Origin of the sequence: Streptomyces sp. NPDC058665, assembly GCF_042714995.1 — a bacterium.
Taxonomy (GTDB): Bacteria; Actinomycetota; Actinomycetes; order Streptomycetales; family Streptomycetaceae; genus Streptomyces.
This window is the reverse complement of the sequence record NZ_JBHXRX010000013.1, coordinates 1-19,626: the sequence shown is the minus strand read 5'-3', so window position 1 is coordinate 19,626 and position 19,626 is coordinate 1. Positions and strand designations below refer to the sequence as shown.

The following is a 19,626-nucleotide window of genomic DNA, read 5'->3' as shown; positions in this document are numbered from 1 at the left end:
TGATGCAGCGACGGCCGATTTCGACGATCGACCGACTATCGACTCAGGAGCCCGGACCTCGTGACAAACATTGCGCTCGGACCGAGCTGGCTGGACCCGGACTATCTGATCGGGACCTTCGGCCTGATCGGCGTCCTGGTCATCGTGTTCGCCGAATCCGGCCTGCTCATCGGCTTCTTCCTGCCGGGCGACTCGCTGCTCTTCACCACCGGACTGCTCGTGACGGCCGGCACGCTCGACAGGCCGCTGTGGCTCGTCTGTCTCCTCGTCGTGCTGGCGGCGATCATCGGCGATCAGGTCGGCTATCTCTTCGGCCGCAAGGTCGGCCCCGCGCTCTTCAAGCGCCCCGACTCCAAGCTCTTCAAACAGGAGAACGTGGAGAAAGCGCACGAGTTCTTCGAGAAGTACGGGCCCAAGTCGCTGGTGCTGGCCCGCTTCGTGCCCATCGTGCGGACGTTCACGCCGATCATCGCGGGCGTCAGCCGCATGAACTACCGGTCGTTCGTCACGTTCAACATCATCGGCGGCGTGCTCTGGGGCGCGGGCGTCACGCTGCTCGGCGCCGCGCTGGGCAAGATCGATTTCGTCCACAAGAACATCGAGATGATCCTGATCCTGATCGTGGCGCTCTCGGTGCTGCCGATCGTGATCGAGTTCCTGCGGGCCCGTTCCCACTCCAGGAAGGCCGCCGCGGCGGGCGAGCCCAGCGGCCCCGCCGGGTCCCCGGACGCTGCGGGACCCACGGCGCCGGGGCAGTACAGCCACGTACCGCAGGACTTCCAGACCCAGCAGCTGCGCGTCACGCGCGACGAGTACGGCGCCCCCCGGCCGTATGCCACACCGGAGGCGCCGGACGACCCGGAGACCCCGCCGCGCGGGCGCCACGCCAGGCGCTGACGTACGCCAGGCGCTGACGTACGACGCCGGTCGCGGCACCCCCGCGTACGAGACCGGTCCCGCGGCGCCCCCGTCCGTAGCCCGGCCGGCGGGATCAGAAGCCGCGCGTCCGCTTGGCCGCGCGGCGGGTCGAACCGCGTCCCTGGCCGGGCACCTTCAGGAACAGCCGGGAGAGCTCGCCGCCGAAGTTGACCCCGATGGCGATCGCCAGGGCCAGCGCGGCGGCGGTCGAGAGTGAGGCAAGCCCCGCGTTCACATGGTTCTGCGCGAAACCGAGCAGACCGAAGTACGTGGCCGAGCCGGGCAGCAGCGGCCCGATCGCCGCGGTGACGTACGGCAGCGCCGAGGCGAACCGGTAGCGGGAGAACAGCTGCCCGAAGAGCCCCACCACACCGGCGGCGACCGCGGTCGCCGCCACCGGCGAGATCCCGCCGGTGTCGTGCATCGCCCCGTAGACGGTCCAGGCCACGCCCCCGTTCAGGGACACCATCAGCACGGTGGACCGTTCCTGCTGGAGCAGGATCGCGAAGGCGAAACTCAGCGCCACCGCCGCGCAGATCTGGAGCACCGGCCGCCCCGCCGCGGCCCGGAGCGCCTCGTCCGGGTTGAGCTGGGCGTTCAGCTGGACGCCCAGATACAGCGCGATCAGCACCCCCATCACGATCGCGATGAAGAAGTACATGACTTCGAGCAGCCGTGCGGCGGCGGTGATGTAGTAGCCGGTCAGCCCGTCCTGCACACCCGCCACCAGGGCCCGCCCCGGCAGCAGCGCGAAGAGCCCGCCGGTGATCACGGCCGAGGGCCGGATCTCCCAGTTCGTCGCGGACGCGCCCAAGGTCAGCGCCACCCCCATCGCGGCGGGCGGCATGGCCGCGACCACGAACTGGTAGAACTCCGGAATCCCGCGCCCCGCGCACAGCCAGGCCAGCCGGTCGCCGAGCATCGCGCCGATCATCGCAGCGACGAACACGATCAGACCACCACCGACCAGCACCGACGCGGACCCGGCCAGCAGCCCGCTCGCACAGGTCAGCGCCCACCCCGGATACGGATGCCGGTTACGGCGGATCTCGGCCAGCCGCCGGTACGCCTCCTCCAGCGAGGTGTCCGTGTCCTCGGTGGTGATGTCGGTGACGAGCGTGTAGACGGCGGCGAGCCGGGTGTAGTCGGTGCCCCGCCTGCGTACGGTGCGACTGGCCGTCACGGGGTCGTCCACCAGCGACGGCTGGTACGAGATCGACAGCAGCGTGAAGGTGACGTTCGGCTCGCAGCGGTCGAGACCGTACGCGCGGCTGACCGCGAACATCGCGGCCTCGACGTCCTCGGCCCCCTCACCGCCCGCCAGCAGCAACTCGCCGATACGCAGCGTCAGGTCGAGCACGCGTGGCACGGCGGGCCCGGTCTCATCGTGCCGCTGCACGATCTCCACCACCGGCCGGTCCCCGACCGGCATCCGCAGCAGCGTGCGCATCCGGTCCTGCCAGGGCGCCTCCTTGGTCAGCCGGACGATGGGCACGCCTTCCGCGGGCGTGAACGCCGGCGGCGACTGGCGCGCGCGGTAGGTCCGGGGCAGGTCGAAGGCCGAATGGTCGGTCTCCTGCGTGCTCTCCGGGCTCAGGCCCTCCGGAACCGCGAATTCCGAGGTGGTGCTTCCGTCCTCGGATACCGGCACCTGCTCCGTCCCGGACGGGGGAGTGAAGGCGCTGTGCGCCTCGTCGGACGACGGCTTACGCTCCTCCGCCTCGTCCCGCTCGCGCACCACTGTCCTCGCCCTCACTCACTCTCGTCGGTGCCCTTCCGGCACGGTTCGCACAGCAGTTTGTTCAGTATGGGCACTCGCGCGGACACGGGCGCACGCGAGCGGCGGACGGCGCACCCGAATGGTGCGCTGCCCGCCGCTCGTACGCGTCGACTCCCGGTCCCCCAGGGCCCGGCAGCCGCAGGACCCCGGTCCGTGGAGGCGCTAGTGCGCGCCGCCCTGCGCCTCAAGTCGCTTGTACGAGGCCTCGATCTCGGCCTCGGCCTCGGCACGGCCCACCCAGTCGGCGCCCTCGACCGACTTGCCGGGCTCCAGGTCCTTGTAGACCTCGAAGAAGTGCTGGATCTCCAGGCGGTCGAACTCCGACACGTGGTGGATGTCCCGCAGGTGCTCCACGCGCGGGTCCGACGCGGGGACGCACAGCAGCTTGTCGTCGCCGCCGGCCTCGTCCGTCATCCGGAACATGCCGATCGCACGGCACTTGATGAGACAGCCGGGGAACGTCGGCTCGTCCAGGATGACCAGCGCGTCCAGCGGGTCGCCGTCCTCGCCGAGGGTGTTCTCGACGAAGCCGTAGTCGGCCGGGTAGCTGGTCGAGGTGAAGAGACGACGGTCAAGGCGGATCCGGCCGGTCTCGTGGTCCACCTCGTACTTGTTTCGCGAACCCTTAGGGATCTCGATGGTGACGTCGAACTCCACGGGTGGCTCCTCCATGATCAACACAGATGTCGGTGATGCTGCTGTCGGTGGTACCGCACGTCACCGGGGCCGACCCCAGGGGCGAGCAGGTTCGGCCATCGCTGGCCGGGGCACCGTGCTCATGGCAACGCGCAGTGATTAAGTGTCCCCCACGCAGCTGTGTGATCGCGAAAGGGGCTGATCAACCGTGCTTGAGCCGAAAGTGTGGCAGCTCACGGCAGGTTCCGCCGTGTTCGGCCTGGTACTGGCGGCCGGGGCGGTGGCCATGGCCGGCCCCTGGGACTCCGGTCAGCGTAAGGCCGAGCGCGACTGGGCGGCCGCCCAGAGTCCCACAGGTGGCGCACATCACCCGGGCGGGGGCGTACGTGCACCCGCACCCGCACCCGCACCCGCACCCAGCGCCGCCGGCGTGCTCGACGAACTCGGCGCGCCGGTGAAGTCCCTCTCCGTGCCCGCCGATCTCCCCGCCGATCTGCGCGAGACCCTCGGGCCGCTCCTCGGCTCCCCCGACCTCGGACCGGCCCCGGCCGCGTCCGTCGTCGACGTCGCTACGGGTGAACAGCTCTTCGGACAGCGCGCCGACCGGCCGATGGCCCCGGCATCCACGATCAAGATCGCCACGGCGGTCGCCGCGCTCTCCGCCCTCGGCCCCGACCACCGCATCGCCACCACTGTGGTCACCGCCGACACCAAGAAGAAGAGCAAGGGCGACGACAAGGGCGACAAGGGCGGCGACAAGAGCGACAAGAGCAGCAGGAGCGACGACGACAAGGGCGACGAGCGCCCGACCGAGATCACCCTCGTCGGCGGCGGCGACGCCACCCTCGACCGCAAGAGCCTGCGCGCCCTCGCCCACGACACCGCCCGAGCGCTCCGCGACCGGGGCGTGCACCGGGTCACCGTCCGCTTCGACGTCTCCCTCTACTCCGGCCCCCGCGAACACCCGATCGGCCCCAACGACAACATCGCGCCGGTCACCGCGCTGATGACCGGCCAGGGGCGGCTGGACGACTCCGCCCGTGACTCGTTCGGCGGACCGGCGCCGCGCAGCGGTGACCCGGCGGGCGACGCCGCCGACGTGTTCGCCGAGCTCCTGGGCGAAGGCGGTGTCTCGACCTCGAAGACCCCGGCCCTGGGCAAGGCCCCCAAGGACGCCGACCGTCTCGCCGTGACGTACTCGCGCCCGGTCTCCGCCCTGGTCGAGCGGATGCTGACGAACAGCGACAACGACATCGGCGAGTCACTCGTCCGGCAGGTCGCGATCGAGACAGGCAGACCCGCGAGCTTCGCCGGCGCCCAACAGGCCGTACAGGCCGAGCTCAAGAAGCTGAAGCTGCCCGTCGACGGCGCGCTCCTGCGCGACGGCAGCGGTCTCAACCGCCACGACAGGATCACCAGCGGTCTGCTCACCGCGCTGCTCGCCCGAGCGGCCGACCCCGAACGGCCGGAGTTGCGGCCGGTTCTCACCGGGCTCCCGGTGGCCGGATTCAGCGGCACGCTCCAGGGCCGGTACGCCGACGGCGACGCGATCACCGGCAGCGGTCTGATCCGCGCCAAGACCGGCACGCTGACCGGTGTGAACTCCCTTGCGGGCACGGTCGTCGGCCCCGGCGGACGCCTGCTCGCCTTCGCCTTCCTGGCGGAGGACGCCCCGGCCCCCGACACGGCCCAACAGGCCCTGGACCACCTCTCGGCGGAACTGGTCTCCTGACCGCCCCCCGGCGGTGGCGCGGCCGGAATCTCGCGTCCGACACATCACCGCCTTTCGGCGCGAGCACGTACGGTTGACACATGACGAGCATCGGTGGGGCCGAGATGGTGGACTGGAATCTCGCGGTCGCAACCGCGACCCGCCTCGCGCGGCCGGGACCGGAAGTGAGCCGGGACGAGGCCCGCGAGATCGTCGCCGAGCTGCGGCGGCACGCCAAGGCGGCCGAGGAGCATGTGCGCGGCTACACGCGGATGATGCCCGAGGGCCACGAGCCACCGGACACCCCGGTCCTGGTCGTGGACCGGGCCGGCTGGATCAAGGCGAACGTCGCGGGCTTCCGTGAGCTGCTCAAACCGCTCCTCGACAAGATGCAGGACCGCCGGTCGGGCACCCCGGGCGGCGCCGTCCTCGGCGCGGTGGGCGGCAAGGTGACCGGCGTCGAGCTGGGCATGCTGCTGTCGTTCCTGTCCTCGCGCGTTCTCGGCCAGTACGAGACGTTCGCCCCGCCCAGCCGGGATCTGCCTTCGAGCGACGGCGGCGGCGGCCGGCTGCTGCTGGTCGCGCCGAACATCGTCCACGTCGAGCGCGAACTGGACGTCGACCCGCACGACTTCAGGCTCTGGGTCTGTCTGCACGAGGAGACCCACCGCACCCAGTTCACCGGCGTGCCGTGGCTCCGTGACCACCTTGAGGGTGAGATCCAGTCATTCCTGGAGGAGACCGAGGTCGACCCCTCCACCGTCGTGGAACGCCTGCGTGAAGCGGCCCAGTCGCTCACCGGCAACCGTCCGGAGGGTGAGGACGAGGACGACGGCCGGAGCCTGGTCGAGCTCGTCCAGACCCCCGCCCAGAAGGAGATCCTCGGCCGGCTCACCGCCGTCATGTCCCTGCTCGAAGGCCATGCCGACTACGTGATGGACGGCGTCGGGCCGCAGGTCGTACCGACGGTGGCCGAGATCCGCGAGAAGTTCCAGCAGCGCAGGGCCAAGGGCGCCAGCCGGCTCGACCAGGCGCTGCGCAAGCTGTTGGGTCTGGACGCGAAGCTGCGGCAGTACCGGGACGGGGAGCGTTTCGTACGCGCCGTGGTGGAAGAGGTCGGCATGGACGGCTTCAACCGCGTCTGGACATCCCCCAACACCCTTCCTACCAAGGCGGAGATCGCCAAACCGGCGGACTGGATCGCGCGGGTGCACCGCAAGGCCGAGTCGTAAGCCTCCTGGGTCCTGAGCCTCTTCAGAAGGGGCGCGCGGGGCTCCGCGCCGGGTGTCAACGCCCATAGGTGTCCACCGGAATGGGCAAGCATCACCCATCCGAGGGACCGTGGGCGGTGGGTAGGCGTGCAATGCTCGGGGAACGGCCCGGTTCTGTCACCATCGACGCACTCTGTGTGACTGAACCCCGTCCCAACTCCGACCGAGGCACCCCCCAAACATCACGAAGGGCACCGGACATGGGTCCCCATCCTGCGGTCGCGGCGATACGCCTGGCGGTCCGCCGCGTACTCCACGACGTCATCAGCGAATGCTCCGAACTCGCGAGCTCCGACACCGAGCACTCCCGCCCCATCCCGGCGGCCGGAGCCGGCAGCGCCGCCGCACCGCCCCCGGCCGACGGCCGGCCGCTGGTGCTCGTCGCCTGCTCCGGCGGCGCCGACTCCATGGCCCTCGCCTCCGCCCTCGCCTTCGAGGCCCGCAAGCTCTCCGTCCGCGCGGGCGCCGTCACCGTCGACCACGGCCTCCAGCCCGGCTCCGACCTCCGTGCCGCCGAGGTCGTCAGCCGGCTCGTCGCGATGCGGCTCGACCCGGTCGAGTCCGTGGCCGTGACCGTCGGCCGTGACGGAGGGCCCGAGGCCGCCGCCCGCGACGCGCGTTACGCGGCCCTCGACGCCGCCGCCGAGCGGCACGGCGCCGTGGCCGTCCTGCTCGGCCACACCCGCGACGACCAGGCCGAGACCGTCCTGCTCGGTCTCGCCCGCGGCTCCGGCACCCGCTCGCTCTCCGGCATGGCCCCCGTCTCCGGCGCCACCGGCCGCTATCGCCGCCCCTTCCTCCAACTCGACCGGCAGACCGCCCGCAAGGCCTGTCTGGTCCAGGCGATCCCGGTCTGGGACGACCCGCACAACGCCGACCCCGCGTACACGCGTTCGCGGCTGCGCCACGAGGGCCTGCCCGCCCTGGAGAAGGCGCTCGGCAAAGGCGTCGTCGAGGCCCTGGCGCGTACGGCGCAGCTCTCCCGTGACGACGCCGACGCCCTCGACGCCTGGGCGGCCGACGCCGAGTCGGCTGTACGGGACGACGCCGGGCAGCTGGAATGCGCCAAGTTGTACGCGCTGCCGCCCGCCGTCCGCCGCCGTGTCCTACGCCGGGCCGCCGTCGTCGCCGGGGCTCCCGCTGGGTCGCTCTTCGCCCGGCACATCGAGGAGATCGACCGGCTGATCACGGGCTGGCGGGGCCAGGGAGCCATCAACCTGCCGGGCCGCGTCGAGGCCCAACGGCAGGGTGGCAGACTGGTCATCCGGCAGGGCTGAAGGGCGGAAGCACGACGGCTGTGTCTCCCGGGCGGCGAGTTCCGGCCTCCTGGCCGACAACGAAAGTGATGCGGGTGGACCACAAGGACATGGGCGCCGACCTCAAGTCGGTGCTCATCACCAAGGAAGAAATCGACGCGAAGCTCGTCGAACTGGCCGCCAAGATCGACGCGGAGTACGCGAACAAGGACGTCCTTCTTGTCGGCGTCCTCAAGGGCGCCGTCATGGTGATGGCGGATCTGGCGCGTGCGCTGTCCACCCCCGTGACGATGGACTGGATGGCCGTGTCCTCGTACGGAGCCGGGACCCAGTCGTCCGGTGTGGTCAGGATCCTCAAGGATCTGGACACCGACATCAAGGGCAAGCACGTCGTGATCGTCGAGGACATCATCGACTCGGGTCTGACGCTCTCCTGGCTGCTGTCGAACCTCGGCTCACGCGAGCCGGCCTCGCTGGAAGTCTGCACGCTGCTCCGTAAGCCGGATGCCGCAAAGGTCGCGATCGATGTGAAATGGATCGGTTTCGACATTCCGAATGAGTTTGTTGTCGGCTATGGCCTTGATTACTCGGAGAAGTACCGCAATCTTCCATTCGTCGGCACACTCGCCCCCCATGTCTACGGCGGCTGAGCCCGGCACCGGGCCTGTGGTGCCGGGCCGGGAACCCCCGCACCCTTCCCGCCGTTGGAGCATGGGAAGACCGGTTTACCGGCAGTCCCGTGCGGTCGCGGGTGACAATGCTGGGGTACCGTCCGAAGAACAGTCTTTTCTCACAGCAGCATTTACCTACGGGCAGGAGGGACGGGGCGTTCTCGCTCCGTATGGATGGACGTGAAGCGATACTTCCGTGGGCCTGTCATGTGGATCGTGCTGGCCGTCCTCGCCGTAGTCGTGTTGATGCAGGTCGTCGGCTCGTCGGGCGGCTACAAGACGGTGGACACCGGCGAGGTTGTCCGTGCGATCGACAAGAACCAGGTCGACCAGGTCAAGCTGACCACAGGCGACGAACAGATCATCAAGATCGACCTCAAGGACGGCCAGAAGGTCCAGGGCGGTGACAAGGTCCAGGCGAGCTACATCGGCTCCCAGGGCTCCCGTCTCGCCGATGAGTTGCAGCGCAAGTTCGAGAACGGCGACATCAAGCAGGGCTACACGGTTTCGCCCTCCAAGCAGAGCCCGTTCGTCTCCGTGCTGCTCTCCCTGCTGCCCTTCGTCCTTATCGTCGTGGTCTTCCTGTTCCTGATGAATCAGATGCAGGGCGGCGGCTCCCGAGTCATGCAGTTCGGGAAGTCCAAGGCCAAACTCATTACGAAGGACACTCCCAAGACGACGTTCGCCGACGTCGCGGGGTCGGACGAAGCCGTCGAGGAACTCCACGAGATCAAGGAGTTCCTCCAGGAGCCCGCGAAGTTCCAGGCTGTCGGCGCCAAGATCCCGAAGGGTGTGCTCCTCTACGGCCCGCCCGGTACGGGTAAGACGTTGCTGGCCCGCGCGGTCGCCGGTGAGGCCGGCGTCCCCTTCTACTCGATCTCCGGTTCCGACTTCGTCGAGATGTTCGTCGGTGTCGGTGCCTCCCGAGTGCGTGACCTCTTCGAGCAGGCCAAGGCGAACGCCCCGGCGATCGTCTTCGTCGACGAGATCGACGCCGTCGGCCGGCACCGCGGTGCCGGCCTCGGCGGTGGCCACGACGAGCGCGAGCAGACGCTGAACCAGCTGCTTGTCGAGATGGACGGCTTCGACGTGAAGGGCGGCGTCATTCTGATCGCCGCCACGAACCGGCCCGACATCCTCGACCCGGCGCTGCTGCGCCCGGGACGTTTCGACCGCCAGATCGCCGTCGACCGCCCGGACATGCAGGGCCGGCTGGAGATCCTCAAGGTCCACCAGAAGGGCAAGCCGGTCGCCCCGGACGTCGACCTGGGCGCTGTCGCCCGTCGTACGCCCGGCTTCACCGGCGCGGACCTGGCGAACGTGCTGAACGAAGCGGCGCTCCTGACGGCGCGCAGCGACAAGAAGCTCGTCGACAACCACTCCCTGGACGAGGCGATCGACAGAGTCGTGGCGGGCCCGCAGAAGCGGACCCGGATCATGTCCGAGAAGGAAAAGAAGATCACCGCCTATCACGAGGGCGGCCACGCCCTGGTCGCGGCGGCGTCTCCGAACTCCGACCCGGTGCACAAGATCACGATCCTGTCCCGCGGCCGGGCCCTGGGTTACACCATGGTCCTGCCCGACGAGGACAAGTACTCGACCACGCGCAACGAGATGCTGGACCAGCTCGCCTACATGATGGGCGGGCGCGCGGCGGAGGAGCTGGTCTTCCACGACCCGACCACCGGCGCGGCCAACGACATCGAGAAGGCGTCGGCGACGGCACGGGCCATGGTCACGCAGTACGGAATGACCGAGCGGCTCGGCGCGATCAAGTTCGGCGGTGACAATACGGAGCCCTTCGTCGGACGTGAGATGGGCCACCAGCGCGACTACTCGGAAGAGGTCGCCGCGCTGGTCGACGAAGAAGTCAAGAAGCTGATCGAGACCGCGCACAACGAGGCCTGGGAGATCCTCGTCGAGAACCGCGACGTTCTCGACAACCTGGTCCTCGCGCTGCTGGAGAAGGAAACGCTCAACAAGGATCAGATCGCCGAGATCTTCTCGACGATCGTGCGGCGCCCGGCCCGTCCGGCGTGGACCGGCTCCTCGCGGCGTACGCCTTCGACCCGCCCGCCGGTGCTCTCGCCCAAGGAACTCGCCCTCACCAACGGGGCGACCGGTTCCAACGGCACGATCCCCGGAGTGACGACCGGCGACACCTCGTCCGAGGCTGTTCCGGAGGAGCGGCCGGAGAGCTGACCTCGCGCGTCTCACCAGGCCCGGAATAGATGCCGCGCCCCACAGGTCTTAGCCTGATGGGGCGCGGCATTCTTGTTGCCGCGCATGGAACGGCAGAGGAACGAGGCCCAGATGACCAATCCCGTGAGGCTCGACGGCGAAGGTGTGATCGGCGAGTTCGACGAGAAGCGGGCCGAGCACGCCGTACGGGAGCTTCTGATCGCGGTCGGTGAGGACCCCGATCGCGAGGGCCTGCGCGAGACGCCGGGGCGGGTGGCCCGCTCGTACAAGGAAATATTCGCCGGGCTCTGGCAGCGGCCCGAGGACGTGCTGACCACGACGTTCGACATCGGGCACGACGAGATGGTCCTGGTGAAGGACATCGAGGTGCAGAGTTCGTGCGAGCACCATCTGGTGCCCTTCCACGGTGTCGCGCACGTCGGATACATCCCGTCGTCCGACGGGAAGATCACCGGGCTGTCGAAGCTGGCGCGGCTGGTGGACGTCTACGCCCGCAGACCGCAGGTCCAGGAGCGGATGACCACGCAGATCGCGGACTCGCTGATGAAGATCCTGGAGCCGCGCGGTGTGATCGTGGTCGTGGAGTGTGAGCACATGTGCATGTCGATGCGCGGAGTGCGCAAGCCCGGTGCCAAGACGATCACCTCGGCGGTACGGGGGCAGCTGCGCGACCCGGCGACCCGCAACGAGGCGATGAGCCTGATCATGGCCCGCTGAACCACCGCGAGCAGGTCAGACGCGGGCGGTGCCGTGGCTGTCGTCGTCGTGCCCGTCGTCGTCCGGCAGCTTGAGGACACGCTCCAGGAAGAACGCGGCGGCTATCACCGCGATCCCGGCGACCACCGAGGCTCCCGCGTAGTAGGCCTGGTCCCGCCGGGCGGGGATCTCCAGGGAGCCGAGCAGGAAGACGCCCGTCCCGCCGTACATCCCGGAGACCAGCGCCGCGACCAGCGCGCTCGCCTGACCGAAAACGACCGCTCGGGCGGCCATCAGCGGGTCCACACCCTTGGCGCCGGGCCGGCGCTCACGCTGGGCACGCAGCCGCGAGCGGAGCGAGAGGGCCGTCGCCGCGAGGACGACGGCGATCACCGCGAGCACGATGGGCGCGGCCAGAGGCACGCTGGGCAGGGTGCCGAGCGAGTCCCAGAGGCGGGCGGCGCCCCAGGCGAGCACCCCGGCCACGGTGAAGAGGCCCGCCAGAACCCCGATCCGCAATTGCCTCACCGCGAGAGCCCGCCCTTCACCCTTACTCGTCACCGACACACGTATTTCCGGCCTACCGGCTCGCAGAGCCTAACGACTAGTCGGGCAGGCGGAGTTCCAGGTCCGCGCGAGGTTCCACGCCCGCCTGCTCGACCAGGGCGAGCAGTTCGGAGACCGTACCCCGGCCGGTGAGCCGCGCCTCCGGCTCCACGTCGTGCCAGGGCACGAGCACGAAGGCCCGCTGGTGGGCGCGCGGATGGGGCAGGGTGAGCACCGGGTCGTCCGAGACGACGTCCGCGTACGCCACGATGTCGACGTCGATCGTGCGCGGCCCCCAGCGCTCCACCCGGACACGGTCGAAGGCCTCCTCCACGGCCTGGGCCCGCTCCAGCAGGGACGAGGGCGGCAGTGTGGTCTTCACCACGACGACGGCGTTGAAGTACGAGGGCTGGCTGCCCGGTTCGACGCCCCAGGGCACCGTCTCGTACACGGGGGACACCGCCTTCACTCGCAGACCGGGGGTGTCCTCCAGCGCGTCGATCGCACCCTGGAGAGTCTCCAGCCTGTTGCCGAGATTGGAACCGAGGCTGATCACGGCGCGCTTCGGATTGGACAGGGTGACGTCCGCCGCGTCGACCTGGGCCACCACCGAGGCCGGCACCGGCTGAACGGTCGGATCGCTCTGTGGATTCATACTCGGCTCCGGGTGATGGTGATGGTCACGTCGTCGAAGGGCACCGTGATCGGGGCGTCCGGCTTGTGGAGCGTCACCTCGACCTCGTCGACGGCGTCGTGTTTCAGACACTGGTCCGCGATGCGCTCGGCGAGGGTCTCGATCAGATCGACGGGCTCGCCCCGTACGACGGCCACGACCTCCTCGGCCACGATTCCGTAGTGGACGGTTCTCGTCAGGTCGTCGCCCGCCGCGGCGGGGCGGGCGTCGAGGCTCAGCACCAGATCGACGATGAAGGTCTGCCCCTCCTCGCGCTCCCGGGGGAAGACGCCATGGTGCCCACGGGCCTTGAGCCCGCGCAGCGCGAGACGGTCCACGCGAATCACTCCTGCTGTCGTTGGTCAAGTGGGGCACTATGCCGTATGCGGACGACGCGTGTCCCCGGTCGAATCTACTCGCGGGCACCGACACGGCCTGCCCGTGGGGGCCTCGGGCACCGCGGGCGACGTCCGTGGCGGGCTCCGCGCGACGGGGAACCGCAGGGTAGTTCCGAGGGCGCGGGGCCGGCCCTTGTAGGTGGCCTACCCACTCACGCGGGAGATTCGTCGTCCTGCTCGTCGTCGGTTTCGGCCAGAACGGGGGAGCCGTGGTGGGACCAGACCCGCCAGCCCTCGGGGGTGCGACGGAAGACGTTGGTGGCGACCACCAACTGCCCGACGAGCGGGCCGAGCGCACCGCTCTCCTCGGCCGGTCCGCCGCTGAGGATGTTCTCGGTGCAGGTCACGAGAGCGGTGTCGCCGGCGACGGAGACCACGACATCCGTAAGGAAGAACTGGATGTACTCGGTGTTGGCCATGATCAGCGCGTACGAGCGCAGCACCTCGCCGCGGCCGGTGAGCACCGGCCAGCCCGGGTGGACGCAGCTGACGCCGGGGCTGTCGCCGTCCAGCCAGAGTCCGGACAGCTCGTCGAGGTCGCCGCGCTCCATGGCTTCGTAGAAGGCCGTGTTGAGTGCGTCGACCTGTTCCCTGTCGGTTCCGCTCGGCGTGCTCTTCACCAGGCTCCCTCGACGGCGCGGGCCACGCGGACGGCGTCGGCGGTCGCGCGTACCTCGTGGACCCGTACCGCCCAGGCGCCTTCGTGGGCGGCGATCGCCGAGACGGCGGCGGTCGCGGCGTCCCGTTCGCGCGCGGGTGGCGGGGCGCCGTCACCGGCCAGGACGCGGCCGAGGAACCGTTTACGGGACGCGGCGACCAGCAGCGGCCTGCCCAGCGCCCGCAGGTCGGCCGTGTGGGCCAGCAGCGCGAGGTCGTGCTCGGCGGCCTTGGCGAAGCCGAGGCCGGGGTCGATCACCAGGCGCTCGGCGGCGATGCCGCCGGCGATCACCGCCTCCATGCGCTCGCGCAGTTCGGCCACCACCTCGGCGACGACGTCCGTGTAGACGGCGCGGCTGTTCATGTCCAGGCTGAGACCGCGCCAGTGCATGACGACGAAGGGCACGCCCGCAGCGGCGACGGCGGGCACCATGGCCGGGTCCGCGAGGCCGCCGCTGACGTCGTTGACCAGCACGGCTCCGGCGGCCACGGCCTGCTCGGCGACGGAGGCCCGCATGGTGTCCACGGACACCGTCACGCCCTCGGAAGCCAGGCCACGCACGACGGGCACGACGCGCCGCAGTTCCTCGTCCTCGTCGACCCGCGAGGCGCCGGGGCGTGTCGACTCGCCGCCGACGTCCACCAGGTCGGCGCCCTCGGTGACCAGATCGAGGCCGCGCTTGACCGCGGTGGTGGTGTCGAACCAGCGGCCGCCGTCGGAGAAGGAATCGGGCGTCACGTTGACGACTCCCATGACCGCGCAGCGGTCCCACTCCGGCAGGCCGTCGACCGTGCCCCTTCCGCCCTGCGGGCGCAACGTACTCATACGTCCCACCCTAGGCCCGCAGGTGCTTCGGTACGCCCCCACCGGGCGGGGACGGCCCCCCTCCGGGGGACGCCGTCGGGACCGCGGGGAGCGGTCGGGGCGCGGCGCGCCGTCAGGACGCCGAGATCTGTGCGACGGTCTCCAGTTCCACCTCGGTGCGTGGGATGGCGTGCGCGTCGGCGTCGATCGAGCGGCGCAGCGCCTCGTGCAGCCGGGCCGGGGTCAGCACACCGAGGAAGCGGCCCGTCTCCTCCTTGTCGATGACGGCGATCCAGCCGGCGTCGTGCTGGAGCATCGTGGAGAACGCCTGCTTGAGCGAGGCGCCGACGGGCAGCCACGCCTCCATACGACGGGCGTGCTCCCGTACGGTCCCCGAGGAGCCGGTCTGCTCGGTGGAGATCCAGCCGTGCAGATTGTCCTGGGCGTCCAGGACGACTGCCCAGCGCGCGCCCTCCTTGGAAAGCTTCGCCGCCGCGGTCCGCAGTTGGTCGTCCAGGTGCAGGACGGGGGGCTGTTCCAGGTCGCCCTCCTCGATCGGCGTGACCGAGAGCCGCTTGAGGCCGCGGTCAGCGCCGACGAAGTCGGCGACGTACGGCGTGGCGGGCGCGCCCAGCACGGCGGCGGGGGCGTCGAACTGCTGGATGGTGCCCTGCCCGTAGACCGCGATCCGGTCGCCGAGGCGGACCGCCTCCTCGATGTCGTGCGTGACGAAGAGCACGGTCTTGTTGACGGCGGCCTGGAGCTTGAGGAACTCGTTCTGGAGGTGTTCGCGTACGACAGGGTCGACCGCGCCGAAGGGCTCGTCCATCAGCAGGACGGGCGGGTCGGCGGCCAGTGCCCGTGCCACGCCCACGCGTTGGCGCTGTCCGCCGGAGAGCTGCTCGGGGTAGCGGTCACCGTAGACGGAGGGGTCGAGGCCGACCAGGTCGAGGAGTTCGGCGGCGCGCTCACGGCTCTTGGCGCGGGGCCGGCCGAGGAGATGGGGGACGGTCGCCGTGTTCTCCAGGATCGTCTTGTGCGGGAACAGGCCGACCTGCTGGATCACATAGCCGATCCGGCGCCGGAGCTGGACGGGGTCGACGGTCGAAATGTCTTCGCCGTCCACGAAGATCCGGCCTTCGGTCGGGTCGATCAGCCGGTTGACCATTTTCATGGTGGTCGTTTTGCCGCAGCCGGACGGTCCGACGAGCGTGACCAGCTCGCCCGCTCCGACCTCAATGCTGAGGTCGTCGACGGCCGTCGTGCCGTCCGGGTACCGCTTGGTGACGTGCTCGAATCGGATCATGATTTCCCCATTGTGACCGGTCTTGTGTGAAGGCAATGTTGCTGGAATGTGGCGACCATCCGCGATTGTCAGTGGTCGGGGATAGGGTCGCCGAGACAAAGACACCAGACATACGTTCGGGGAGATAGGGGAGGCGGGGGTGGATGAGCGCTCAAAGCTGTCTGGCGGCGAACGAATGGATCTGCGGAGAGTACCTCCGCTCCCGTAGCCAGGAGTTGATGGATGCGACGGTCCAGCACATCTGGATCACTGTTGTCTCGGTCCTCATCGGGCTGCTCGTGGCCTTTCCGCTCGCCCTGCTCGCCCGCGCCAAACCGGCTTTCGCCGGCCCTGTGCTCGGACTGACCACACTGCTCTACACAATCCCGTCGCTGGCGATGTTCTCGCTGCTGCTGCCGTTCTTCGGGCTGTCGTCCGCGCTGGTGATCACCGGCCTGGTGCTGTATTCACTGACGATCCTTGTGAGGAACATCATCGCGGGCCTCGATTCCGTTCCGGCGGAGGCCAAGGAGGCCGCCCGCGGGATGGGGTACGGGTCGGGGCGGCTGCTCTGGGAGGTCGAGCTGCCGCTCGCACTGCCCGCGCTGATGGCGGGCGTGCGGATCGCGACGGTCTCGACGGTCGCGCTGACGACCGTCGGCTCGATCGTGGGGCGCGGCGGGCTCGGCAATCTCATCGAGGACGCGCTGCCCAGCCTGTTCAAGGCACAGGTGCTCGCCGCCTCGGTGCTCTGCGTGCTGCTGGCGGTCGCCGCCGACCTGCTCCTTCTCGGACTCCAGCGGCTGCTCACACCCTGGACCCGTACAGGTACGGGCAAGGGCCGCGCGGCACGTCCCGCGCGCGAGGGCCGGACCGGCGGCCCGGTGAAGGTGGGGGGCTGACCGATGGACGTTCTGGCAGACGCGTGGACCTGGCTGGTCACCGGCTCCAACTGGTCAGGCGATGACGGTGCGCTGGCCCGGCTCGGTGAGCATGTGTACGTCAGCGGGGTCGCGCTCGCCCTCGCCTGTGTGATCGCCCTCCCGACGGCCTTCTACCTGGGGCACATCGGCAGGGGCGGCGCGCTCGCGATCAACATCTCCAACGTGGGGCGGGCGGTCCCCGTCTTCGCGGTGCTCGCCCTGTTCATGCTCTCCCCGCTGCGCAACGCGGGCTATGTGCCGACGATCGTCGCGCTGGTCCTCTTCGCCGTGCCGCCGCTGCTGACCAACGCCTACGTGGGCATGCGGGAGGTGGACCGCTCGGTGGTCGAAGCCGCCAGGGGCATGGGGATGTCCGGGCGCCAGCTCTTCGTACGGGTCGAGCTGCCCCTCGCGTACCCGATGGTGATGACCGGTCTGCGGTCCGCGTCCGTGCAGGTGATCGCCACCGCCACGATCGCGGCGATGGTGGGGCAGGGCGGCCTCGGGCGGATCATCACCGCCGGCTTCAACACGTACGACACCCCGCAGGTGGTCGCCGGGGCCCTCCTGGTGGCGCTGCTCGCGCTGGTCGTCGAGGGTGTGCTCGTGGCGCTGGACCGGGTGCTCGACCCGTCTCCGTCCGCCACCGCCGTCCGGGCACCGGTGCCCGGCGCGCGGGACGGCGCGGCGGGCAAGACCCTTGGCGGCGACGTGCTCCCGCGGGACCGAACGACCGTGTGACGACCGACTTTCCCGGCCCTCTCCTCGGGCCACCCTCAACGGATGGTGAACTTTCATGAGCAAGACCTCGCGCATCGCGGGTGCGGTAGTCGGCGTTGTCGCCCTGACCGGGTCGCTCGCCGCCTGCGGCGGCGACAGCCTGGAATCCGACGGCGGCTCGGACAAGGGCTCGGGCGCCGGCAAGAAGGGCTCCCTCGTCGTCGGCGCCGCGGCCTTCACCGAGTCCAAGGTGCTCGCCGAGCTCTACGCGCAGATCCTCGGTGACGGCGGATACGACACCTCCGTCACGACGGTGAAGAACCGTGAGCTGTACGAGCCGTCCCTGGAGAAGGGTGAGATCGACGTCGTCCCCGAATACGCGGCGACGCTCACCGAATTCCTCAACGCCAAGGTGAACGGCGCGGACGAGGCCGTGAAGAAGCCGCTCGCCTCCAGCGACACGGCCGCCACGGTCGCCGCCCTGGAGAAGCTGGCGGAGCCGCGCGGACTGAAGGTGCTCCCCGCAGGCAAGGCGGTCGACCAGAACGCCTTCGCGGTGACGAAGGAATACGCGGAGGAGAACAGCCTCAAGACCCTTTCGGATCTGGGCGCGTCGAAGCTCAAGGTGAAGATCGCCGCGGGTGACGAGTGCGAGGTACGGCCGTTCTGCGCGCCCGGTCTCAAGGAGACGTACGGAATCGACGTCACCGGCATCGACCCGCAGGGCGTCGGCACTCCGCAGGCCAAGCAGGCGGTCAAGGACGGCAAGGACCAGCTGGTCCTCAGCACCACCACCGACGGCACGCTCGACAGCTTCGGTCTGGTGGTCCTGGAGGACGACAAGAAGCTCCAGAACGCGGACAACGTACTTCCCGTGGTCAATGCCAAGGACGCCGGTTCTCAGGAGATCGCGGACATTCTCGGCAAGCTCACCGACATCCTCACGACAGAGGATCTCGCGAAGCTCAACCTGAAGGTCGACGCCGAGCGCGCGAAGCCCGCGGATGTCGCCAAGGAGTATCTGGAGTCAAAGGACCTGATCGGCAAGTAGCGACAAGCGGGGCCAAGTAGGGGGAAGCGGCGGGAAGTAGAGGGACGGGAGTGGAGTCGGCAACGGACGGGGAAAGATTGTCCGGCCGACCCCCATTCCGGCGCGACGCGCGGTAAATTCTGGCCATGCCACGTGGACGCCACCGCCATTCCCCGCCCCTCCACAGGATTCTGCCGCCGTCGGCCGTGGCGGGGGCCGCGGCTCTCTGCGCCGCGAGTGCCTGGCTCCTCGCGGAACCCGTGGCGCTCCGCGGCCTGGTGGTCGTCACCGCGGCCACCGCCGCCACCGGCGCCTATCTGATGCGCAGTTGGGACCGGGCCGCGGGCCGGCGCGTCGCCGAACTGCTCCGCGCGCAGGCGAGCGAGGAGTGGAAGACCGAAGAGCGAGTAGCCGAACTCGAAACCGATATCGAGGAATCGCGCGAGATCCGCACCCGGCTCGACACCAAGCTGCGCGCCAAGCGGGCGGAACTCGCGAAGCTGCGCGGCGAGCACGCCGCGCTCCTGCGCCGGTACGCGACGGCGGAGACCGCGCGCGCCAGCGCGCTGGAGGGCCGGCGGCAGCTCGCCATCGAAGCGGCCGCCGAGCCGAAGGCGCTGCCGCCCGCGGGCAGTACACCCACCGCGTCCGCGTACTACCGAGCCGCGCAGGCCCTTGAGGACCTGACGCGCAACGGCGTGACACAGCAGACGAAGCGGATCCTCGAAGAGGCCCGCCGGCATCAACTCGCCGAGCGTGCGGCCCGCGAGGCCGCTGCGGAGGAGGAGCGGGCGAAGCAGGCGGCGAAGGCCGAGCAGGCCCGCGCCGAGAAGGCCGAGCAGGAGAAGGAAGCCAGGAAGCGGCGCGCGGCGGAAGCCGCGGCGGCCGGCGAGCACGTACGCCCCTCGTCCGCGCTTCCGCTGAAGGTCAGGCCGTCGGCATCGCTGCCCGCCACCCGCCCCCACCCGGGCGCGTCGGCGATCGTCCCGTACAACCGGCGGCACCGGCTGCAACGGGGTCCCGAGGGAGGTTTCGACTTCTTCGGCACGCAGAAGGGCGGCGCCGCCTCGGCCGAACCGCCCGCCGCCGACGCGGAGGACGGCCCTGCCGGCCCGGAGACCGTGGAGACCGAGGGCAGCCAGTCCGCGGCGGCTGAGCTGGAGCGGGCGCGGCGCGAGGACCTCGCCGATGTGACCGGCGAGGAGGCCCTTGAGGAGCGGCGCAGGACGGACGACCGGGCGGTGGGCCAGGTCATCGACCTGACCGAACACGACGAGACCGAGCCGCTGCCGCTCGGCCAACTGCGCAGCGCGATCGGTTCCTAGGCTCCGGGGTCCTGCCGGGCGGACACGCCCTAGGTGTATTGATCACGAGCGTTGTTGACACTGGTCGGGCTTGATCATGGCGAAGACCTCCGGTGTGGTGGAGCTGTCTAGGACTGCACCACT

The 19,626-nt window shown here is 69.9% G+C and carries 19 protein-coding genes; 11 read left to right on the top strand and 8 right to left on the bottom strand.

Features of this window, described 5'->3' with window-relative positions; translation table 11 throughout:
* Positions 1-60: 60 nt before the first annotated feature.
* Complete coding sequence (locus ACFWV8_RS10760; RefSeq protein WP_384199666.1) at positions 61-897, top strand: DedA family protein; 837 nt, start codon at positions 61-63, stop codon at positions 895-897.
* Positions 898-991: 94 nt separating this feature from the next.
* Here ACFWV8_RS10760 and ACFWV8_RS10755 read toward each other — a convergent pair whose 3' ends face one another.
* Both ACFWV8_RS10755 and ACFWV8_RS10750 read right to left on the bottom strand, forming a co-directional pair.
* Positions 992-2,674 (bottom strand): threonine/serine exporter ThrE family protein, encoded by a 1,683-nt coding sequence (locus ACFWV8_RS10755; RefSeq protein WP_384199664.1) that lies wholly within the window; start codon positions 2,672-2,674, stop codon positions 992-994.
* 186 nt (positions 2,675-2,860) lie between these two features.
* Positions 2,861-3,355, bottom strand: a complete 495-nt coding sequence (locus ACFWV8_RS10750; RefSeq protein ID WP_003968257.1) for an inorganic diphosphatase — start codon at positions 3,353-3,355, stop codon at positions 2,861-2,863.
* Between the two features lie 187 nt (positions 3,356-3,542).
* Between ACFWV8_RS10750 and dacB the strand changes: the two genes are divergently transcribed.
* From dacB to folE, 6 genes are all read left to right on the top strand, one after another.
* Positions 3,543-5,066 carry a D-alanyl-D-alanine carboxypeptidase/D-alanyl-D-alanine-endopeptidase gene (dacB, locus tag ACFWV8_RS10745; protein ID WP_384199662.1) on the top strand — a complete coding sequence of 508 codons (1,524 nt, stop codon included), beginning with the start codon at positions 3,543-3,545 and terminating at the stop codon, positions 5,064-5,066.
* Between the two features lie 80 nt (positions 5,067-5,146).
* Positions 5,147-6,277 (top strand): zinc-dependent metalloprotease, encoded by a 1,131-nt coding sequence (locus tag ACFWV8_RS10740; RefSeq protein WP_384199660.1) that lies wholly within the window; start codon positions 5,147-5,149, stop codon positions 6,275-6,277.
* A gap of 239 nt (positions 6,278-6,516) precedes the next feature.
* Positions 6,517-7,593, top strand: a complete 1,077-nt coding sequence (tilS, locus tag ACFWV8_RS10735; RefSeq protein WP_384199658.1) for a tRNA lysidine(34) synthetase TilS — start codon at positions 6,517-6,519, stop codon at positions 7,591-7,593.
* 68 nt (positions 7,594-7,661) lie between these two features.
* On the top strand, positions 7,662-8,222 hold the full coding sequence (gene hpt, locus ACFWV8_RS10730; protein ID WP_384199656.1) for a hypoxanthine phosphoribosyltransferase: 561 nt from the start codon (positions 7,662-7,664) through the stop codon (positions 8,220-8,222).
* 195 nt (positions 8,223-8,417) lie between these two features.
* Positions 8,418-10,445 carry an ATP-dependent zinc metalloprotease FtsH gene (gene ftsH, locus ACFWV8_RS10725; RefSeq protein WP_384199654.1) on the top strand — a complete coding sequence of 676 codons (2,028 nt, stop codon included), beginning with the start codon at positions 8,418-8,420 and terminating at the stop codon, positions 10,443-10,445.
* 111 nt (positions 10,446-10,556) lie between these two features.
* A complete protein-coding gene (gene folE, locus ACFWV8_RS10720; protein WP_384199652.1) occupies positions 10,557-11,162 on the top strand; it encodes a GTP cyclohydrolase I FolE in 606 nt (201 codons plus the stop codon).
* A gap of 15 nt (positions 11,163-11,177) precedes the next feature.
* On the opposite strand, the gene ACFWV8_RS10715 is transcribed toward folE, so the two are convergent.
* From ACFWV8_RS10715 to ACFWV8_RS10690, 6 genes are all read right to left on the bottom strand, one after another.
* A complete protein-coding gene (locus ACFWV8_RS10715) occupies positions 11,178-11,669 on the bottom strand; it encodes a DUF3180 domain-containing protein (RefSeq protein ID WP_384199848.1) in 492 nt (163 codons plus the stop codon).
* 76 nt (positions 11,670-11,745) lie between these two features.
* A complete protein-coding gene (gene folK, locus ACFWV8_RS10710) occupies positions 11,746-12,342 on the bottom strand; it encodes a 2-amino-4-hydroxy-6-hydroxymethyldihydropteridine diphosphokinase (RefSeq protein ID WP_329383672.1) in 597 nt (198 codons plus the stop codon).
* Entirely contained in the window at positions 12,339-12,698 is a 360-nt protein-coding gene (gene folB / locus ACFWV8_RS10705; protein ID WP_384199650.1) for a dihydroneopterin aldolase, read from the bottom strand. Before folB ends, folK begins: the two co-directional genes overlap by 4 nt.
* 212 nt (positions 12,699-12,910) lie before the next feature.
* Positions 12,911-13,309 carry a nuclear transport factor 2 family protein gene (locus ACFWV8_RS10700; RefSeq protein WP_384199846.1) on the bottom strand — a complete coding sequence of 133 codons (399 nt, stop codon included), beginning with the start codon at positions 13,307-13,309 and terminating at the stop codon, positions 12,911-12,913.
* Positions 13,310-13,374: 65 nt separating this feature from the next.
* Positions 13,375-14,241: a dihydropteroate synthase gene (gene folP, locus ACFWV8_RS10695; protein WP_384199648.1), complete on the bottom strand. Its 867-nt coding sequence runs from the start codon at positions 14,239-14,241 to the stop codon at positions 13,375-13,377.
* A gap of 112 nt (positions 14,242-14,353) precedes the next feature.
* The gene (locus ACFWV8_RS10690; protein ID WP_384199646.1) at positions 14,354-15,526 is read right to left on the bottom strand and encodes an ABC transporter ATP-binding protein; all 1,173 of its coding nucleotides are present in this window, start codon (positions 15,524-15,526) and stop codon (positions 14,354-14,356) included.
* A 143-nt stretch (positions 15,527-15,669) separates the two neighbouring features.
* Between ACFWV8_RS10690 and ACFWV8_RS10685 the strand changes: the two genes are divergently transcribed.
* The 4 genes from ACFWV8_RS10685 (at position 15,670) to ACFWV8_RS10670 (ending at position 19,503) form a co-directional block, all read left to right on the top strand.
* A complete protein-coding gene (locus ACFWV8_RS10685) occupies positions 15,670-16,407 on the top strand; it encodes an ABC transporter permease (protein ID WP_384199645.1) in 738 nt (245 codons plus the stop codon).
* A 3-nt stretch (positions 16,408-16,410) separates the two neighbouring features.
* Positions 16,411-17,169: an ABC transporter permease gene (locus ACFWV8_RS10680; RefSeq protein ID WP_384199643.1), complete on the top strand. Its 759-nt coding sequence runs from the start codon at positions 16,411-16,413 to the stop codon at positions 17,167-17,169.
* A gap of 55 nt (positions 17,170-17,224) precedes the next feature.
* Entirely contained in the window at positions 17,225-18,199 is a 975-nt protein-coding gene (locus tag ACFWV8_RS10675) for a glycine betaine ABC transporter substrate-binding protein (RefSeq protein ID WP_384199641.1), read from the top strand.
* A 125-nt stretch (positions 18,200-18,324) separates the two neighbouring features.
* A complete protein-coding gene (locus ACFWV8_RS10670) occupies positions 18,325-19,503 on the top strand; it encodes a hypothetical protein (RefSeq protein WP_384199639.1) in 1,179 nt (392 codons plus the stop codon).
* Positions 19,504-19,626 lie beyond the last annotated feature (123 nt).

Excerpts from the sequence above, each read along its gene's own strand:
- ACFWV8_RS10740 (WP_384199660.1), top strand. The coding sequence starts at position 5,147 with ATGACGAGCATCGGTGGGGCCGAGATGGTGGACTGGAATCTCGCGGTC.
- tilS (WP_384199658.1), top strand. The coding sequence starts at position 6,517 with ATGGGTCCCCATCCTGCGGTCGCGGCGATACGCCTGGCGGTCCGCCGC.
- hpt (WP_384199656.1), top strand. The coding sequence starts at position 7,662 with ATGCGGGTGGACCACAAGGACATGGGCGCCGACCTCAAGTCGGTGCTC.
- ftsH (WP_384199654.1), top strand. The coding sequence starts at position 8,418 with ATGGACGTGAAGCGATACTTCCGTGGGCCTGTCATGTGGATCGTGCTG.
- folE (WP_384199652.1), top strand. The coding sequence starts at position 10,557 with ATGACCAATCCCGTGAGGCTCGACGGCGAAGGTGTGATCGGCGAGTTC.
- folK (WP_329383672.1), bottom strand. The coding sequence starts at position 12,342 with ATGAATCCACAGAGCGATCCGACCGTTCAGCCGGTGCCGGCCTCGGTG.
- ACFWV8_RS10700 (WP_384199846.1), bottom strand. The coding sequence starts at position 13,309 with ATGGAGCGCGGCGACCTCGACGAGCTGTCCGGACTCTGGCTGGACGGC.
- folP (WP_384199648.1), bottom strand. The coding sequence starts at position 14,241 with ATGAGTACGTTGCGCCCGCAGGGCGGAAGGGGCACGGTCGACGGCCTG.
- ACFWV8_RS10690 (WP_384199646.1), bottom strand. The coding sequence starts at position 15,526 with ATGATCCGATTCGAGCACGTCACCAAGCGGTACCCGGACGGCACGACG.
- ACFWV8_RS10685 (WP_384199645.1), top strand. The coding sequence starts at position 15,670 with ATGAGCGCTCAAAGCTGTCTGGCGGCGAACGAATGGATCTGCGGAGAG.
- ACFWV8_RS10680 (WP_384199643.1), top strand. The coding sequence starts at position 16,411 with ATGGACGTTCTGGCAGACGCGTGGACCTGGCTGGTCACCGGCTCCAAC.
- ACFWV8_RS10675 (WP_384199641.1), top strand. The coding sequence starts at position 17,225 with ATGAGCAAGACCTCGCGCATCGCGGGTGCGGTAGTCGGCGTTGTCGCC.
- ACFWV8_RS10670 (WP_384199639.1), top strand. The coding sequence starts at position 18,325 with ATGCCACGTGGACGCCACCGCCATTCCCCGCCCCTCCACAGGATTCTG.